12 protein-coding genes and 8 tRNA genes are annotated in these 15,908 nt (G+C 48.1%); 16 read left to right on the top strand and 4 right to left on the bottom strand.

What is annotated here, in order from left to right:
- The first annotated feature begins 167 nt into the window (after positions 1 to 167).
- The 9 genes from FS818_RS20740 to FS818_RS20700 all read left to right on the top strand — a co-directional run bounded on the left by FS818_RS20740 (position 168) and on the right by FS818_RS20700 (position 1,434).
- A tRNA-His gene (locus tag FS818_RS20740) sits at positions 168 to 243 on the top strand.
- A 12-nt stretch (positions 244 to 255) separates the two neighbouring features.
- A tRNA-Gln gene (locus FS818_RS20735) sits at positions 256 to 330 on the top strand.
- Between the two features lie 8 nt (positions 331 to 338).
- A tRNA-Lys gene (locus FS818_RS20730) sits at positions 339 to 411 on the top strand.
- 12 nt (positions 412 to 423) lie between these two features.
- Positions 424 to 511, top strand: a tRNA-Leu gene (locus tag FS818_RS20725).
- 8 nt (positions 512 to 519) lie between these two features.
- Positions 520 to 594, top strand: a tRNA-Gly gene (locus tag FS818_RS20720).
- A 6-nt stretch (positions 595 to 600) separates the two neighbouring features.
- A tRNA-Arg gene (locus FS818_RS20715) sits at positions 601 to 677 on the top strand.
- A 15-nt stretch (positions 678 to 692) separates the two neighbouring features.
- Positions 693 to 766 (top strand) — tRNA-Pro (locus tag FS818_RS20710).
- Between the two features lie 12 nt (positions 767 to 778).
- Positions 779 to 849, top strand: a tRNA-Gly gene (locus tag FS818_RS20705).
- A 150-nt stretch (positions 850 to 999) separates the two neighbouring features.
- The gene (locus tag FS818_RS20700) at positions 1,000 to 1,434 is read left to right on the top strand and encodes a hypothetical protein (RefSeq protein WP_145334252.1); all 435 of its coding nucleotides are present in this window, start codon (positions 1,000 to 1,002) and stop codon (positions 1,432 to 1,434) included.
- A 185-nt stretch (positions 1,435 to 1,619) separates the two neighbouring features.
- Here FS818_RS20700 and FS818_RS20695 read toward each other — a convergent pair whose 3' ends face one another.
- Both FS818_RS20695 and FS818_RS20690 read right to left on the bottom strand, forming a co-directional pair.
- Positions 1,620 to 2,480 carry a hypothetical protein gene (locus FS818_RS20695; RefSeq protein ID WP_145334250.1) on the bottom strand — a complete coding sequence of 287 codons (861 nt, stop codon included), beginning with the start codon at positions 2,478 to 2,480 and terminating at the stop codon, positions 1,620 to 1,622.
- Between the two features lie 138 nt (positions 2,481 to 2,618).
- Positions 2,619 to 3,536 (bottom strand): LysR family transcriptional regulator, encoded by a 918-nt coding sequence (locus FS818_RS20690; RefSeq protein WP_145334248.1) that lies wholly within the window; start codon positions 3,534 to 3,536, stop codon positions 2,619 to 2,621.
- 445 nt (positions 3,537 to 3,981) lie between these two features.
- Between FS818_RS20690 and FS818_RS20685 the strand changes: the two genes are divergently transcribed.
- The 6 genes from FS818_RS20685 (at position 3,982) to FS818_RS20660 (ending at position 11,932) form a co-directional block, all read left to right on the top strand.
- Positions 3,982 to 5,052 carry an ABC transporter ATP-binding protein gene (locus FS818_RS20685; RefSeq protein ID WP_145334246.1) on the top strand — a complete coding sequence of 357 codons (1,071 nt, stop codon included), beginning with the start codon at positions 3,982 to 3,984 and terminating at the stop codon, positions 5,050 to 5,052.
- 150 nt (positions 5,053 to 5,202) lie between these two features.
- Complete coding sequence (locus tag FS818_RS20680; protein ID WP_145334244.1) at positions 5,203 to 6,291, top strand: ABC transporter substrate-binding protein; 1,089 nt, start codon at positions 5,203 to 5,205, stop codon at positions 6,289 to 6,291.
- Between the two features lie 163 nt (positions 6,292 to 6,454).
- The gene (locus FS818_RS20675; protein ID WP_260989930.1) at positions 6,455 to 8,053 is read left to right on the top strand and encodes an ABC transporter permease; all 1,599 of its coding nucleotides are present in this window, start codon (positions 6,455 to 6,457) and stop codon (positions 8,051 to 8,053) included.
- Entirely contained in the window at positions 8,050 to 9,534 is a 1,485-nt protein-coding gene (locus tag FS818_RS20670) for an MBL fold metallo-hydrolase (protein WP_145334240.1), read from the top strand. The genes FS818_RS20675 and FS818_RS20670 overlap by 4 nt, the downstream gene beginning before the upstream one ends.
- 203 nt (positions 9,535 to 9,737) lie before the next feature.
- Complete coding sequence (locus tag FS818_RS20665; protein WP_260984763.1) at positions 9,738 to 10,982, top strand: anhydro-N-acetylmuramic acid kinase; 1,245 nt, start codon at positions 9,738 to 9,740, stop codon at positions 10,980 to 10,982.
- Between the two features lie 110 nt (positions 10,983 to 11,092).
- Positions 11,093 to 11,932: a MurR/RpiR family transcriptional regulator gene (locus FS818_RS20660; RefSeq protein ID WP_145334296.1), complete on the top strand. Its 840-nt coding sequence runs from the start codon at positions 11,093 to 11,095 to the stop codon at positions 11,930 to 11,932.
- 323 nt (positions 11,933 to 12,255) lie between these two features.
- On the opposite strand, the gene murQ is transcribed toward FS818_RS20660, so the two are convergent.
- Positions 12,256 to 13,161, bottom strand: a complete 906-nt coding sequence (gene murQ, locus FS818_RS20655) for an N-acetylmuramic acid 6-phosphate etherase (protein ID WP_145334238.1) — start codon at positions 13,159 to 13,161, stop codon at positions 12,256 to 12,258.
- Between the two features lie 20 nt (positions 13,162 to 13,181).
- On the bottom strand, positions 13,182 to 14,153 hold the full coding sequence (locus FS818_RS20650) for an N-acetylglucosamine kinase (protein ID WP_145334236.1): 972 nt from the start codon (positions 14,151 to 14,153) through the stop codon (positions 13,182 to 13,184).
- Positions 14,154 to 14,519: 366 nt separating this feature from the next.
- On the opposite strand from FS818_RS20650, the gene FS818_RS20645 reads away from it, so the two are divergent.
- The gene (locus FS818_RS20645) at positions 14,520 to 15,872 is read left to right on the top strand and encodes an ABC transporter substrate-binding protein (protein ID WP_145334234.1); all 1,353 of its coding nucleotides are present in this window, start codon (positions 14,520 to 14,522) and stop codon (positions 15,870 to 15,872) included.
- Positions 15,873 to 15,908 lie beyond the last annotated feature (36 nt).

The following is a 15,908-nucleotide window of genomic DNA, read 5'->3' as shown; positions in this document are numbered from 1 at the left end:
CCGGTGTAGCTCAACTGGTAGAGCAACTGACTTGTAATCAGTAGGTTGGGGGTTCAAGTCCTCTCGCCGGCACCATTTTAGTATTTTGCAATTAGAGGTTTATAAGTTGTATAATATAAGCTCTGATGGTAATACTAAAATACTCATGCTTAATGTTTGATATTATGGCGATCGTGGCGAAGTGGTTAACGCACCGGTTTGTGGATCCGGCACTCGGGGGTTCAATTCCCCTCGATCGCCCCATAGTTTTCTTATTGGGGATTAGCCAAGCGGTAAGGCAACGGACTTTGACTCCGTCATGCATAGGTTCAAATCCTATATCCCCAGCCATTTACTATGAGTCATTAGCTCAGTTGGTAGAGCACCTGACTTTTAATCAGGGTGTCGAAGGTTCGAATCCTTCATGACTCACTTTCATATTATGCGGTCGTGGCGGAATTGGCAGACGCGCACGGTTCAGGTCCGTGTGGGCTAACCCCCCGTGGAGGTTCGAGTCCTCTCGACCGCACCATATATTTTGCGGAAGTGGCTCAGCGGTAGAGCATCGCCTTGCCAAGGCGAGGGTCGCGGGTTCGATTCCCGTCTTCCGCTCCAATATTTGCGCCCTTAGCTCAGCTGGATAGAGCGTTTGACTACGAATCAAAAGGCCGGGAGTTCGAATCTCTCAGGGCGCGCCATTATTTCCTTTATATCGGGATGTAGCTCAGCTTGGTAGAGCACCTGGTTTGGGACCAGGGGGTCGCATGTTCAAATCGTGTCATCCCGATTTTTCGTTTATGCGGGTGTAGTTCAATGGTAGAACTTTAGCCTTCCAAGCTAATAGCGTGGGTTCGATTCCCATCACCCGCTTACGATTCAAAGAGTTCTTGCATTATGCAAGAACTCTTTTTTTATTATTAGTGAGTATTAATTGGCTTATACAGATCAAGTGAACCATATGATGGGTTTTTGTGGTAATCTATTCTTAATCAAAAGTAGAAAAATACAGGAGGGTGTTAAATGGGTCCTATTATATTCCTTGTCTTTGTAATGATCGCTATAATTATTTTTGGCATTGCACAAACGAGAAAGTCGAACAGATTAAAGAAAGAATTTGGTGCAGCCTTACATTCGGTCGGAATTCACCAATCAGGTCTACCTCAGGTGCCGGAGGGTAAGAAAGTCGATATACTGCTAGGTAACGGAAACTTGTACATTAAAGCAGATCAACAAGTATTCGAGCTTTCACTAAGTAAAGTGAGTGGCGTACATCATCCTAACCAACGAGAAGTGATGAAATTCCAAAGTTTTCTGATTATTGGTTATCATATGAACGGCAGACATCGAAAAATAAAATTATCTTTTTTTAAGTCTGCAATAGCTAAAACATTTTTATGGGAGATCGAGAGGCAGTTGTTCACTAATAACTCAAGTAATGGGGTCATTCGATTGTAAATCGTGATTGTTTAGTTTTAGTGGTGTTGAATATACATAGTTTAACTATATCCCCTGGAAAAAACATTAGTCATGTGAAAAATAGTTTTTAAATAACAGGTAAAGATGATGAAAATTGAAAGCTCCTCCTGCGTCTATCTAAAGAAGCAGGAGGAGCTTTCGTGTCTACTGCATATCCTTTTCCATTAATACCGTTCCAGGATGGTCTGTGTTTTCAACCCATCGGCAGGGATCAGCCAGTTTTTGTTTTCAAGCAATTGTAGCAATTGGTTACGTAGACCGGATACGGCTACTGCGTCATCTGTTTTGAATGAAACTTCGACGATGTTTTCAGTACCCGTGCCTGCCGCGTTGCGGATTGGCCATACTTCCAGGGTAAGCTCCTGACCATTCCATGTCCCTTCATACCGTTGGAAGATGATCGGGCCATAGGCACGGGCCTGGGTAAGTTGTTGTTTGCCCCAGTTGGAGGCAGACCAGTTTTTTAGTTTACCGGGAAGCTTGTCCAGTAGCAGGTTCAAGGCATCCTTTTCGGAAGGCAACTGTGTGCCGGTTGTTTTGGTGTCTACTTTTTTCGTGTTCGAGAAGCTCAGTGTTTGTTTACCATATCCCCAGTCAATTTCAGCCTCGTAGTTATCGTCTGATGAATCGAAGCCTTCCTGATTTGCAAGTGTCAGTGCTGCATTGATATCCCCGTTCATGACAGGGTAACGCTTCTTGTAGGTTAACTCGTAGTTGTTTTTATCATCCTTTTTGCGAAAACGGACGTTCCAACCTTGGGCATCCAATCCGAGAGCATGGGTGTCAAAGTACTCCACATTGATATTTCGTGGTGTAGCGTTCAGCCCGAGGGTCTGGATGACCTCACTGCGCGGTGTTCCATTGGTATTTAATACAAGCTCCGGCTTCGCGAGGAATTTCACTTCATAAGCGGGAACGGCGTTGGCAGCGGCTGAAGCCGGCGGTGTATCCAGAAATGTTAGTCCACTTCCCAGGGTGACGATGCTCAGCATCAACGAGGCGGTTACTTTTTTCCACTTTTTCAAAACCAATCACTCTCCTAATCTGGATTAACGTACAGACCCCACTTTACCGCGCAAGTTTCTGAATACGATTAACGGGAAGCGCACATTATGTTAACCCTGCATAGATTTCATGATTGGCCAGCGATAGTTTATATAGGTTCAACCGATAGGCTGGTGCAGTAAAGGCTGTGTGTTCATGACTTCGTGCAGGACTTCGATGAACCGATGGACCTGAACAGAAGGGTGGCGATCCTTGTTATGAACGGTATAAATATGGCGTGGTGCCTGCTCTCCCGGAATGGGAAGCACCTGAATAAGACCCTGCTGCTCCTCCCACTGAACAGCCATTCGCGACATGAAGGAGATGTGACCGCCAAGTAACACAAGCTGTTTGATCGCTTCCAGGGAATCCATCTCTACGGTACTCCGCAGCCGGATATCATGTTGTACAAGCCATTGGTTGGTCAGCCTTCGCGTACTGGACTCATCCCCGTGCAATGCAAAAGGCACCTGTGCAATATCCTCGGGCAGCAATGATTCTTTCTGAGTCAGCCCATGTTGCGGAGAACAGATGAGCACAAGATCGTCCTCACACAACGTTTCAGCGTGTAATACTGACCCAACAAACGGTTCGGATGAGATGATTCCCAGATCAAGCTGATGCCGGATGACCATCTCGCGTATGACGGGGGCCGGTTTGACAGACAACAACATCCGAATACCCGGAAACTCTTGAGAAAACGTATGAAGCATCGCGGGTAGCAGATAGGTAGCCGGAACATAACTTGCTCCAATATGGAGCGTACCCCGATACAGGCTGTCGTATTCCTTGACGACGCGGCGGGCCTCCTGGGTCAGGGCATTGATTTTGACACTATAATGAAGCAAGGCTTGTCCAGCTTCGGTCAGAAATGTTTTTCCACTGCGAGATTCGAATAAACGAACCCCCATCTCTTCCTCCAGTGACTTCATATGAAACGTAACCGTTGGTTGCTTGATACCGAGAATCTCGGCCACACTTGTCATATGGTGATACTTGTCGATCAGTTCAACAATCTGTAATTTGATCAGGTTCAACCCGCTCCACACTCCTCAGTTCTGAAAAATCCCGGTTATGATGATCCGATGCTTTAATGAAATCTCATACCGTGTCTATCTATAGATTTAATCTATGAACATCAACAGAATTCATCTAAAAAGTTAATTCCCATTTTACAAACATAACAAACAACTCTCGAAAGCGAACGTTAGACTGAAAACAGTGCATGAGAGGCAACAAGCAAGTAACACATAAGCAATACATGAAAGCAACACAAGCGCACTACAAGAGAGCAGTACATCAAGTGTAGTACTAGAGCAGTACAAAGGGGATAAGCTCAAGCAGAGCAACATAAACGAGATAAGCTAAGCCAGAGCAACAGAAGAAATCGAAATAACAGAGAAACATAATAACAGAGTAAAACAAGAGATTAGTCCAAGAGATGTGTAAAAATGTTAATAAAGAGGACAGGCAGGGGTGCTTATGAAACTGGAGTTAACAGGAATTGGAAAATCATTTCATCAAACGCCTGCACTTTTGCCCACGGATCTGACGCTTGAACACGGAAAATTCACCACTTTGCTTGGCCCTTCGGGCTGCGGCAAAACGACGTTGCTCCGCATGATTGCCGGGCTGGAACAGCCGGATGCGGGGGAGATTCGTGCAGATGGGGAGTACTTCTACTCTACAGCAAAGCGGATCGATACACCGACACACAAGCGTAATCTGGGCATGGTGTTTCAGGATTTTGCATTATGGCCGCATATGACGGTATATGAAAATGTAGCTTTTGGCTTGAAAGCAGGCAAACAGAAGTCTGATTTGCGGCAAAAGGTTAATGAAGCACTTGGCATGGTTCGACTGCAAGGCATGGAAGATCGGTATCCTCATCAGCTGTCGGGTGGACAGCAGCAGCGGGTTGCTTTTGCCAGAGCCGTGGCGGTGAAGCCGGGTGTTATCTTGTTTGATGAGCCGCTGAGTGCACTGGATGCGGTACTGCGGGAAGAGATGCGGATTGAGATGATGTCACTGGTACGGGATATGGGACTCACTGCCCTGTATGTGACGCATGATCAGATGGAGGCCATGTCAATGTCGGATGAGATCGTGGTGATGCAGAAGGGGCGGATTTTGCAAAAAGGTACCCCGGAGACGATCTACTCTGCGCCAAGTGACTCTTATGTCGCATCGTTTATCGGAAAGTCCAATTGGCTTGCGCCAAACGAATCCATGGTTCGTCCGGAACATGTCACCTGGAACAAAACAAGCCACGATGATCTAGGCTACCCCGGAATTATTCTCAGCGTCAGCTATGTGGGAGAACGTTACGAGGTGCGTGTGCAGATGGAAGGACTGGGCGTGTGGACGGCATATGCAAAACACAGATTAAGCGTTGGAGAGAAAGTGCATCTCTATGTATCGCCGGAACGAATCTGCCGAATGCATGGTGCGCAGGGCGAGAAAGATAGTTCAAAGGCTAAGACGGATATGAGGAAAGATACGAGTCAGAACGCGAGTGCTAAACAGCGAGAAGTGATCGCCGCAGCTAACTAGAGAACAAATTACAGCGAACTAAAACGATAAGCTTTTCAAACCTGAAGGGCAATACAATGAAGAAAAGATAAACAAGATAAAGAGTGATGAGGAAATGGAAACAAACACTTGCAGTTTTACTACTATTCATCCAAGGGAGCTGGAATGGACATGTTCGGTATGAAATCAAGTAAAAAGAGTGCAACGCTTTTATTAACAGCAATGATGAGTCTGAGTCTATTCGGATGTGGCACGGGAAATACAACAACTGGAAACGCATCGCAACCTGCAGGGGCAGGAAATACAGCGGCGGCAGCGGAAACGGAAACGGAAACGCCGACTAAAGCAGCAGGCGGCAAACTGGTATTGTACAGTGCAGGGCCACAGAAGCTGGCAGACAATATCGTGAATGGATTTACAGCGAAGACAGGCATTGAGGTAGAGATGTTCCAGGGAACGACGGGTAAGATTTTGGCTCGTATGGAGGCGGAAAAAGCCAATCCGGTAGCAGACGTAGTTATTCTGGCATCCTTGCCTTCTGCACAAGCTTTGAAAGCGGACGGACTCACATTGCCATATCCGGGAGCCGCTAATGCGGACAAGTTGAATAAGGAATGGTCGGATGCAGACGGAAATTACTTTAGCAGTAGTGCATCTGCACTGGGTATCGTGTATAACAGCAAACTGGTGGCAACGCCGCCTACAAGCTGGGCTGAACTCGCAACATCAGCATGGAAAGATAAAGTGAATATTCCTGATCCGACCCTATCCGGCTCCGCACTTGATTTCATTACAGGTTACCTGAGCGCCAATGGTGAAAAAGGATGGGATCTGCTGAACGCCTACAAAGCGAACGGTGTAGCGATGGCGGGAGCGAACCAGGAAGCCCTTGACCCGGTGGTTACGGGTGCGAAAAGCATTGTGGCAGCAGGTGTAGACTACATGGCTTATTCCGCCAAAGCCAAAGGGGAACCGCTGGATATCGTATACCCTGAAGAGGGTACAGTGATTAGCCCAAGACCGGCGGCCATTCTGAAATCCAGCCCTAACGTAGAGAACGCCAAAGCATTTATCGACTATCTGTTGTCGGATGAAGCACAGAAGCTGGTTACAGATGCATACCTGATTCCAGGACGTGAAGATATCGAAGCAACCAACCGTGCCAATGTGAAGGATATTCCACAACTGAAAGTGGATTGGAACTGGATGAGCGAGCATGGTGATGAGACCGCAGCACGTTTCTCCGAAACTTTTAAATAAGTGAACACAAATACAGAAACGGTAGGCAACAGGTGATGCCGCTGTCTTGATGTGGAAAGTATGTGAGGTGAGCGTAGTGAAACCTGTTGTAACAGATAATAACCGTATTTTTCGGAGAGTGGGCGTGGTGTTGGCCCTCTTTCTGCTGACAATTAGCATTGGGATGCCGCTATTACTCATCTTCTGGCAAAGTGTGTACCCGAACGGACAATGGGATTGGATGGCGCCTCTGCGCACGATTACGGGGCATCATCTATCCGGCGTGTTGTTGAATTCCGTGTGGCTGGGCATCTGCGTGGTGGCGATGACAACGCTATTGGCGTTACCCCTCGCTTGGATGATGTCCAAAACCCGGATGGGAGAGCACCGCTGGGTGGATGTCATCCTGATGATTCCGTTCATGACCCCGCCGTATATCGGCTCGATGGGATGGATTCTGTTTATGCAAAAAGGGGGATACCTCCAGCAATGGATACCCTCCTCTGCGAACTGGACGGAGCTGTTCTTTAGCTTCTGGGGTATGGTGATGATCATGAGTCTGCACTTGTTTCCTTTCCTCTACTTGCTGCTACGGGATGCATTAATCCGCATCGGCGGTAATTTGGAAGAAGCGGGAGCCGTGCACGGCGGGCGTGCCGGATACCGCTTCAGACGTATTATTTTACCCTTGTTGCTGTCATCTTACGGGATGGGGATTATGCTTGTTTTTGTTAAAACGATTGCGGAGTTCGGTACCCCGGCTACTTTCGGGCGCAAAATAGGTTACTATGTGATGACTTCCGAGATTCACAAATACATCTCCAGTTGGCCGATTGACTTCGGTAAGGCGACTTCACTTGCATCGGTGTTGCTGTCCGTTTGTCTGGTGATGTGGTATATGCAGTCAGCAATAAGCCGGAAGTTCACATATCGGCTGGTGGGCGGTAAAGGGCAACGGTCGAAACGGTATTCCCTGCGAGGCTGGGCGGGATGGTTATGCGGTGCATATCTTGCCATTTTGCTGATTCTATCCATCGGCATCCCGTATTTCTCGATCATAGCGGCATCCACGATGAAGCTACGGGGAGTTGGGCTTGCTCTGGACAATCTGACATTGGAGCACTACCGGGAATTGTTATCCTGGGGTTCAGTGAGCATGAAGGCCATCGGCAACAGTCTCGGATTATCTCTGGCAGCTTCTACGGTGGCAGTGATCATTGGTACGGGGTTTGCGCTGGCGATTGGCAAGTCATCCACGTTTATGCAGCGGGTTATCGACTTGTTCAGTCTGCTACCAAACACGGTGCCGGGTATTGTTATGGTGGTTGGTCTGATTCTGTTCTGGAACTCGCCGTGGATGCCCGTGACACTGTACAACACGTACGGGATGGTGGTGCTTACCTATGTTGTGCTGTTCCTGCCATATACCGTGCAATATGTAAAATCAAGCTTCACCCAGATCGATGGCACGTTATTTCAGGCGGGTCAGGTGTTTGGCGGTAAGCCGCTGTACATTCTGCGGCGCATCCTTGTTCCGCTGATTCTGCCCGGTATGCTGGCGGGCTGGATGATGACTTTTACGATTGCGACCCGAGAATTGGTCGGCTCGCTTCTGATTCTTCCACCGTCGATGCAGACGTCGGCGACGTATATTTTTGCCCAGTTTGAACAGGGTCAGGTGTCACTCGGGATGGCTATGGCTGTGGTAACCGTAGGTATGACGGTGCTGATGCTACTGGGGATTGAAATGCTGAATTCAAAGAGAAAGTGGAATGCTTCATGATCAAACTGAATGTATGGGGCGGTGCGGGCGAGCACGGACGTTCCGCCTATCTGCTTAGCGGGAGCCGTTACCGGCTGTTGCTGGACTGTGGTGTGAAAAAAGAAGGAAACGGCGAATATCCGCTCATCGAATCGGAGGTTGTGCCACAACTGGATGCGGTGTTATTATCCCATGCCCATGAGGATCATTCCGTTGCCATCCCGCTACTCTATAAGCTGGGCTATACGGGTGAAGTATGGACAACACGCGAGACAAAAGAGCAGTTAACAACTTATTTTCGATCATGGCGAAACAATATGGAACGTGCGGGTCAATCCTTGCCTTACGATGAAACAGATGAAAAACGGATTCGCTATCGATTTTTGGAAGATGAGGTTGAGCGTGAGTACTGGTATGAATTGTTACCGGGTGTATCGGTCATGTGGGGGCGCAGTGGACATTTGGCTGGATCAGTCTGGTTCGGGCTGGAGATGGAAGACAAGCGAATACTATACTCTGGCGATTACACCTCGGAATCTATGCTGCTACAGGCAGATGATGTAGCTGACGGACTCAGGCAGGCTGATCTGAAGAGGCAGCGGCAGAGGCAGAGACTGAAAGAGGTCATGCCCGTTGCTTCTGTAGTAGGTGGAGCGCAACGTTTGTCTTGGTCCAGCAACGCATCCGTTACGAGTAGCAGTCAAGCCGTGGAGTATGCTCCTTTGGAAGTGCAAATGGAATCTGTCATCAGACTGGATTTGGCTATTATCGATGCAGCCTATGGAACAGATCGTGATACACAGGCAGACAAGTTGCAGCAGCTGGAAAGTACCATCCAGAACGCTCTTCATCAGGGTGGTAAGGTGCTCTTGCCCATGCCTGCGGTTGGCCGGGGACAGGAACTGATTCTGTGGGCACAACAACGTTTTGCAGATGTACCTTTGATTGTGGAGCAGAGGCTTGTAGAAGGTATGAAGCAATTGCATCGCGCATCTTTTTGGCTTAGAGAGCTGGAAGGTGAAGTCACCGAAAGTGTGCCTGCTCATAGGATTGCAACATTTCTGAGCGGAGAAGGCTGGGAAAGAGTGAGTTCACCCGAAGAACGGACAAAGTTGCTTGAAAAATATGAAGCTTCGCTCTGGTTCATTCCGGATGGCATGATGCAGTCTTCACTCGCACGCTGGTATTACGGGATGTGGGCACCTGAAGTGCAAAATTTGATTTTGCTCACGGGACATACCGCTACAGGTACATTTGCACATCAATTGCTCGAAAATCCGGAGCAATACGGCACATGCAGGGCGGAAAAGGTCCGATACAAGGTTCATCAAGGATGGCATGATGTGGAGCGGATGTTGAACCGGGTCGCTGCACGGCACAACGTGCTGGTTCATACCGATATTGCAGAGACAGAGCGGCTGAGACAGGGATTGCTCGCTGGACAATTTCGATCTGGTACAGAGATTGATCTGTTATCTCCTGGGGATGAGTTAATCTTTTGAAGGAGAGCTTAAATAGATGAAAAAGGCACCTCGTGTGCCTTTTTTGTCATATTCCTTATCCATTTGCTAAATAAAAGAAGTGCATAGGAGTGTAATTAAATTTCACAATGTAATTGACTTGTAAAATTTTATGTCATATACTGATTGAAATATGGACAGGACGGGGCAGGTGGAGCATCCGGTCTAGGGAGGTTGGCATACGTATGGACACACGAGGAGATATCAGCAGTTACCCGATGTGGGCACAGTACCGTTCTAAACGGGAGCACCTGGTGATTGGATTGATGTCTGGAACGTCGCTGGATGGAACGGATGCAGCGCTGGTACATATTCAGACCGATGAGGGCGGAGCAATGCAACGGCTTGATCTTATTGATTTTGTCTGTACGCCATATACGAATGAGCTCAGAGAGAGGTTGATTCGCTTATGTTCTCCCGAAACAGCGCGTGTCGATGAGCTGACAACCGCCCATTTCGGTGTATCCGAATGGTACGCACAGAGTGTACAGGAGCTACTGCAATCAGCTGGTGTCTCCAGCGGACAAGTCGATGTAATCAGCATGCATGGGCAGACAATCTGGCATGCCCCGGTGCCTTCTGCGTTTCCAAGCCCATTGGGTACCGGCAGTATGAAAGTAAGCTCTACACTGCAAATCGGGGAGTGTGCTGTGGTGCGAGAGCGCACGGGGCTGCCCGTTATTGGTAATCTGCGTGCACGTGATATGGCCGCAGGCGGTGAAGGTGCTCCGCTCACGCCCTATGCGGATGCATTAATGTTCCGTAGTGCTACGGAAGGACGTCTGGTGCAGAACATTGGCGGGATCGGCAATGTGACTGTGCTTCCGTCAGGATCATCCGGGACGGAGGTTTCGGCTTTTGACACAGGACCGGGGAATATGGTGATAGATGCACTGGTTCGTCATGCTACCGAAGGGAAACAGCATTACGATCCCAATGGAAGTATAGCAGCGAAGGGAACCGTGCACCCCGAGCTGGCGGACTACTGCATGAACGATGAATACTTCCGTCGCCAACCGCCCAAGAGTACCGGACGTGAAGTTTATGGTGCAGATTATGCCAAGCGACTTATGGAATTTGCGGCATTGCATGATCTGTCACTGGAAGATCTGTTAGCTTCCGTAACTTGGCTTACAGCAGAAACAATTGTACGGGCCGTTGAGGATTTTGTGTTACCCAAGACGTCAATCTCGGCGATGCTTACCTGCGGCGGTGGTACGTCCAATGACACATTAATGAAGATGATTCGGTTAAGACTTCCAGAATCCATCCGTCTGGAGCGTACAGCAGATTACGGCGTTCCGGATGATGCCAGGGAAGCGATGGGGTTTGCGCTACTTGGACATGAGGCTTTGATGGGTAGAACAAATACACTTCCTAATGTAACAGGTGCGGCACATGCTGTTATTTCGGGACATCTGACTCTGTAGTGGCCATTGAATTGCCAAGGTAAGCGGTATCTCCAATTAGACGTGGCAATAAATATAAGATAAAATGCTTGTACAGATAACAGTACGGAGAGGAGGAGCGGATGGAAGGTATGAAAGGTGGACTTGTACGTTTACGCGCGTTACTGGATGATCTGACTCCGTCAGAACGAAAGATCGGAGCTTACATTCTGGAACACCCCCAAGAGACAGTGCAGTCGTCCGTTGCGCAACTGTCTGAACGAAGCGGAGGCAGTCCGGCCGCCATTATCCGGTTGTGCAAATCCCTGGGTGTAACCGGTTTTCAGGAGCTGAAGCTCAAGATAGCGGGCGATTTACAGACCAATGAGCAATATCAATATACGGAGATTCGTCCTAAGGACTCAGTGGAGAGTATTATTCAGCATGTGTCTACAAACAACATTCAATCGATCAAGGACACGGTTCATATTTTGGAACCAAGGCTTGTAGATCAGGCGGTTAACATGCTGAATGAAGCCAATCGCATTTTTTTCTACGGCGTGGGGGCGTCTAATTTGATCGCACTGGATGCACATTACAAGTTCATGCGGATTAACCGAACCAGCTTTTCGTTCGCCGATCCACATATGCAGATTTCATCTGCAACGACGTTGCGTGAGGACGATGTTGTGGTCTGCATCTCTTATTCAGGCGAGACCTCCAATGTGATTTCCTGTCTGAAGCATGCCCGTGAAGGTGGTGCAGGAACGATCAGTATTACCAAGTGGGGCAGTAACACGCTGAGCAGTCTTGCGGATGTTCCTCTTATGATTACGTCGATGGAGAGCGATATTCGCAGTGGAGCTACCTCTTCACGCATTGCACAGCTTAACGTGATTGATATTCTTTATTTGGCTATTGCCAGCCGGGATTATAATCAATCGGTGCAGTATCTGGAGAAGAGCAGACAAGCGATTCAGGAGCATAAATGAGCAACGAGACTATGAGTTGTTTAGAAAATAAAAACGTGGAGAATCCCGTACAGTCATATGTACCAGGGATTTTTTTGATGAGGGAATACAATTGTACGTTAGGAAAAATAGAAAAAGAGAAGCCAACCGGGCAGGCAAGGCTTCTCTCATATAAATAACCATCTCTCAGCATCGGGAAAGCTCGCCTATACGTACCAAATGACTTGCTGGCTTTGCTTATTTATCCCAACTTCTTTAATACAAACAAGCTGCCGCATACTCTCCAATGATCCTTAAACAGGTAGGTGATAGATGTTGCAGCAGCTAACCAGGTAGCGTCCCGATCAGCCTGATCCGGAAATAGCAAGACGTACAAAACCATCTGCATTCTCTAGCCGACGCCCGGCTTCGGCTGCATCTACATCAGCCATCAGCATCACGATCGCTGTTTTGACATGCCCATTCGCTGCGGTAAAAGCTTGTTCAATTTCGTTTTCCTGCGCTCCAGTCGCAAGCTGTATCATGCGTTTTGCTCGATGTACAAGCTTTTCATTGGACGGATTCAGATCCACCATGAAATTACGATACACCTTACCTAAACGGATCATCGCCGTTGTCGTCAGCATGTTCAGAATCATTTTCTGGGCGGTGCCGGCTTTCATGCGAGTCGAACCCATCACGACCTCCGGCCCCATAACTGCTTCAATGCTCACATCCGATAGTGCGCTCATGGGTGTATCTGCATTATTGCTCAAACCGATGACTACAGCACCGAGCTGTCTGGCATAATTCATGGCTCCAAGCACATAAGGGGTGCGTCCACTTGCTGCAATCCCAACGACAACATCGTTAGCGCGTAGTCCGTGCTGCTTCAAATCCGTTCCCCCGGCTTCCTCGCTATCTTCTGCGCCTTCTACCGGGTCTTTGACTGCCCGAAACCCACCTGCAATAATACCCTGCACCATGGAAGGGGGAGTACCGTACGTAGGGGGGCATTCCGATGCATCTAGAATACCCAGCCTGCCGCTTGTACCTGCACCTACATAAAACAGTCTTCCTCCCGATTGAAAGCTGGTTACGATGTGTTCTGCGGCTTGAGCAATGACTGGAATTAGTGGCTGAATAAGCTCAGCTATGCGGCGATCTTCCCGATTGATGAGTTCCATAATTTCGGCTGAAGGCAGTTGATCCATATCATCTGTCAGTGGGTTAGGCTGTTCCGTTACTAATGAGTTAAGGGTATGATTCATCCGTAAGCCCTCCTTTTTGTTTAGAATGATTTATCCGAGTGGCATTGTAGTCTTGCTAACTGTGCCGCACCCACGGCCGGGGCAGGAGTATTTTCCAAGCAGACAACCTGCTGTTGATCGTACACTCCGGTAAGGTGGTGAAGGAATGTATTTCGAAACAGGGAAGAGTAGCGAAATATGGAACCGGAAAGCGCCATAGGAGCCGTGGCAAAAGAAACATGTTGGCGTATGAGCGCTTTAGCGGTATCGGCCAGTTGCTTGGCCTCATCCATGAGAAGCAAACGTGCTACCTCATCCCCTCCAGCGGCGGCTTCTATTGTCAGGCGAGCCATGGAAGCCATACTTGATTTGTTCCAGTCAGCTTGGTATACCACGTATTTTAATTCCGGTGGATGCTTGACTTGCAACTCCTGCAATACGAGTGATGTCAAAGTAGTCGTAGGTAGAACGCCATCATGGCTCTTCATCACGCTTTGCAGTGTACGCTGTCCAATTCGATAACCGCTCCCCTCATCTCCAAGTAAATGTCCCCACCCGCCTGCCCGGTTCACTTCACCTTCCGGCGTGATTCCATAGATAATTGAGCCGGTTCCTGAAATGGCAAGCAAACCGTGCGGTTGCCCAAGCGAGGCCATTAGCGCGATTTCTCCCTCCGTGACAACATGGATCATACAGTTCACATGGATGGAATCAGCCGTGTTTTTCTTGCTTTTCATATAGTCATCAACGTGAGCAATGATCCATTGTCGCTCCTGATCTTCAGCTATACCTGACATACCGAGACATATACCCTCACAAAAAGACAAAAAATCTACATTGGATGAAAATAGAACATCTAAGAGATGTAATAACTCCTTTACAGCTTCGTGAGGAGGCACACTATGTGGATTCGTTGCACCGCCGCGAGCTGTTGCCAGAATGTCACCAGATTCAGAAATGATTGCTGCATCAGTTTTGGTACCGCCTCCATCAATTCCTACGTATACTCGCAAGCGTGCTCACCTCGTTAGGGCTTATTTTCTTTTTTTCATAGTATAGAGGCTTGAAACGAAAAAGTAAAATTAAATTTTATAAATAAATTTATTGTTGAATTTTTATTTTACACCTCATATAATGAATTCAATCCACAATTTTGGAAGGAATCGATACGATTGATGTTACATTACTTAACGTTGAAGTTTCATTGGTAAAATTAGACCTTGCCGAATAGGTCGAGCTTCAAGGAGGTGTAGATTTCGGCTCCGTGCCAAGCTGTGAGCAGAGGGTAACGAAGGGAAAAGTAGAAGAAGGGACCAGCAAGAGACTTTCATAATGGGCTTAGGACAAGAGAAGACGACATGCAAAAGGAGATGAAGGGTATGAAAAGGAAGGGTCTTGTTTTGGCAATGGTGTTATTGATGGTCTGGATCACAGCCTGTGGCAACAGTGGTGGAGCAAATTCGAATGATCCGGGTGCGAATGATACGGTGACGGTATGGACATACCCGGTTCATGGCACATACGAGGATGAATTGAAGGACTTAATTGCTGATTTTAATAAGGAACACCCGAATATTACGGTGAAAACGGAAATGCTCTCCTGGGCCGAGGGCCCCAAAAAGTTCGATGTTGCTTTGAACGCAGGTAATCCACCGGATCTGTACTTCCATAGTGTGGACGGTACTTATGTGAATACCGGACTGGCACTGGAACTGGACAGTTATCTGACCCCTGAGATCAAAGATGATTATCTGCCGGGCACTTTGGAACTGGGGCAGATTCAAGGGAAACAATACGGTCTGCCTCTCTATCAGTTCCAGTGGGCCTGGGGCGGTAACAAACGTATTCTCGATGAAGCGGGCATTGATTGGAAGACCATCCAGAAGAATGGCTGGACCTGGTCCGAGTTTAACGAAGCCGCTGCCAAGTTGACGAAAACGCTGGATGACGGAAGTAAACAATATGCCTTGGTGACAGATGGTACTTCGCTTGATTTTATCGAAATGCTGTCCCGTAACAACGGCATGATTGATGTGCTGGACGAAACCGGAAAGTTCCAGTGGAACGATGGACGCATTCTGGACACGCTCTCTTTTATCAAAAATTTGATGGATCAGGGATATATGCCGAAGGAAACGGCAGCACTTGCTCCGGCGAAGCGGACAGACATGTTCTATGCCGGTGAAACGGCAATCATCTCGAAGGCGATTCCTTATTACGATGTCATGATTCAGAACCGGAACAAAGATATTGACGACGGCAAGGTGCAGGGGGAAAAGATTGATTTTGTATTGCTGCCCGTACCGCACAATGATAATCAGCCTGCAGCAACAACGATGGGCGGCGAGGGTTATGTAGCCTTCAAACAGAAGAAAGACAAGGGCGAGCAGCATGCCAAAAATACCTTCCTCGTGATGGAGGCGCTGAGCGGTGCCAAAGCGGGTAACTCGGCCAATGAGCTGGCTCTTCCTTTTGTCAGACAATCGCAAGCTGACTTATTCAAAGGCAAGGAGCTGGGACAGCAGGTGAATCTGGATGCAGCCAAAGAAATGGCCAAACATATCGCGATGCCGGTCGTGCTCAAGCTGGACATTGACAAAGCATCACAGCAAAAGCAGTTCAAGGAACAGGTTGTGAAACCAAACATTCAGGCGCTGTTCTCGGGTGAGAAAACCCCGGAGCAGATTGCGGAAGATTTCAAAGGCAAAGGCCAGCAGATGTTCGGGCAATAAATAACTTCGCAGTGATACTTTGATTCGGAGAGGAGG

This window comes from Paenibacillus xylanexedens (assembly GCF_007680605.1).
Classification (GTDB): Bacteria; Bacillota; Bacilli; order Paenibacillales; family Paenibacillaceae; genus Paenibacillus; species Paenibacillus xylanexedens_B.
This window is presented reverse-complemented; position numbering and strand designations above follow the sequence as displayed.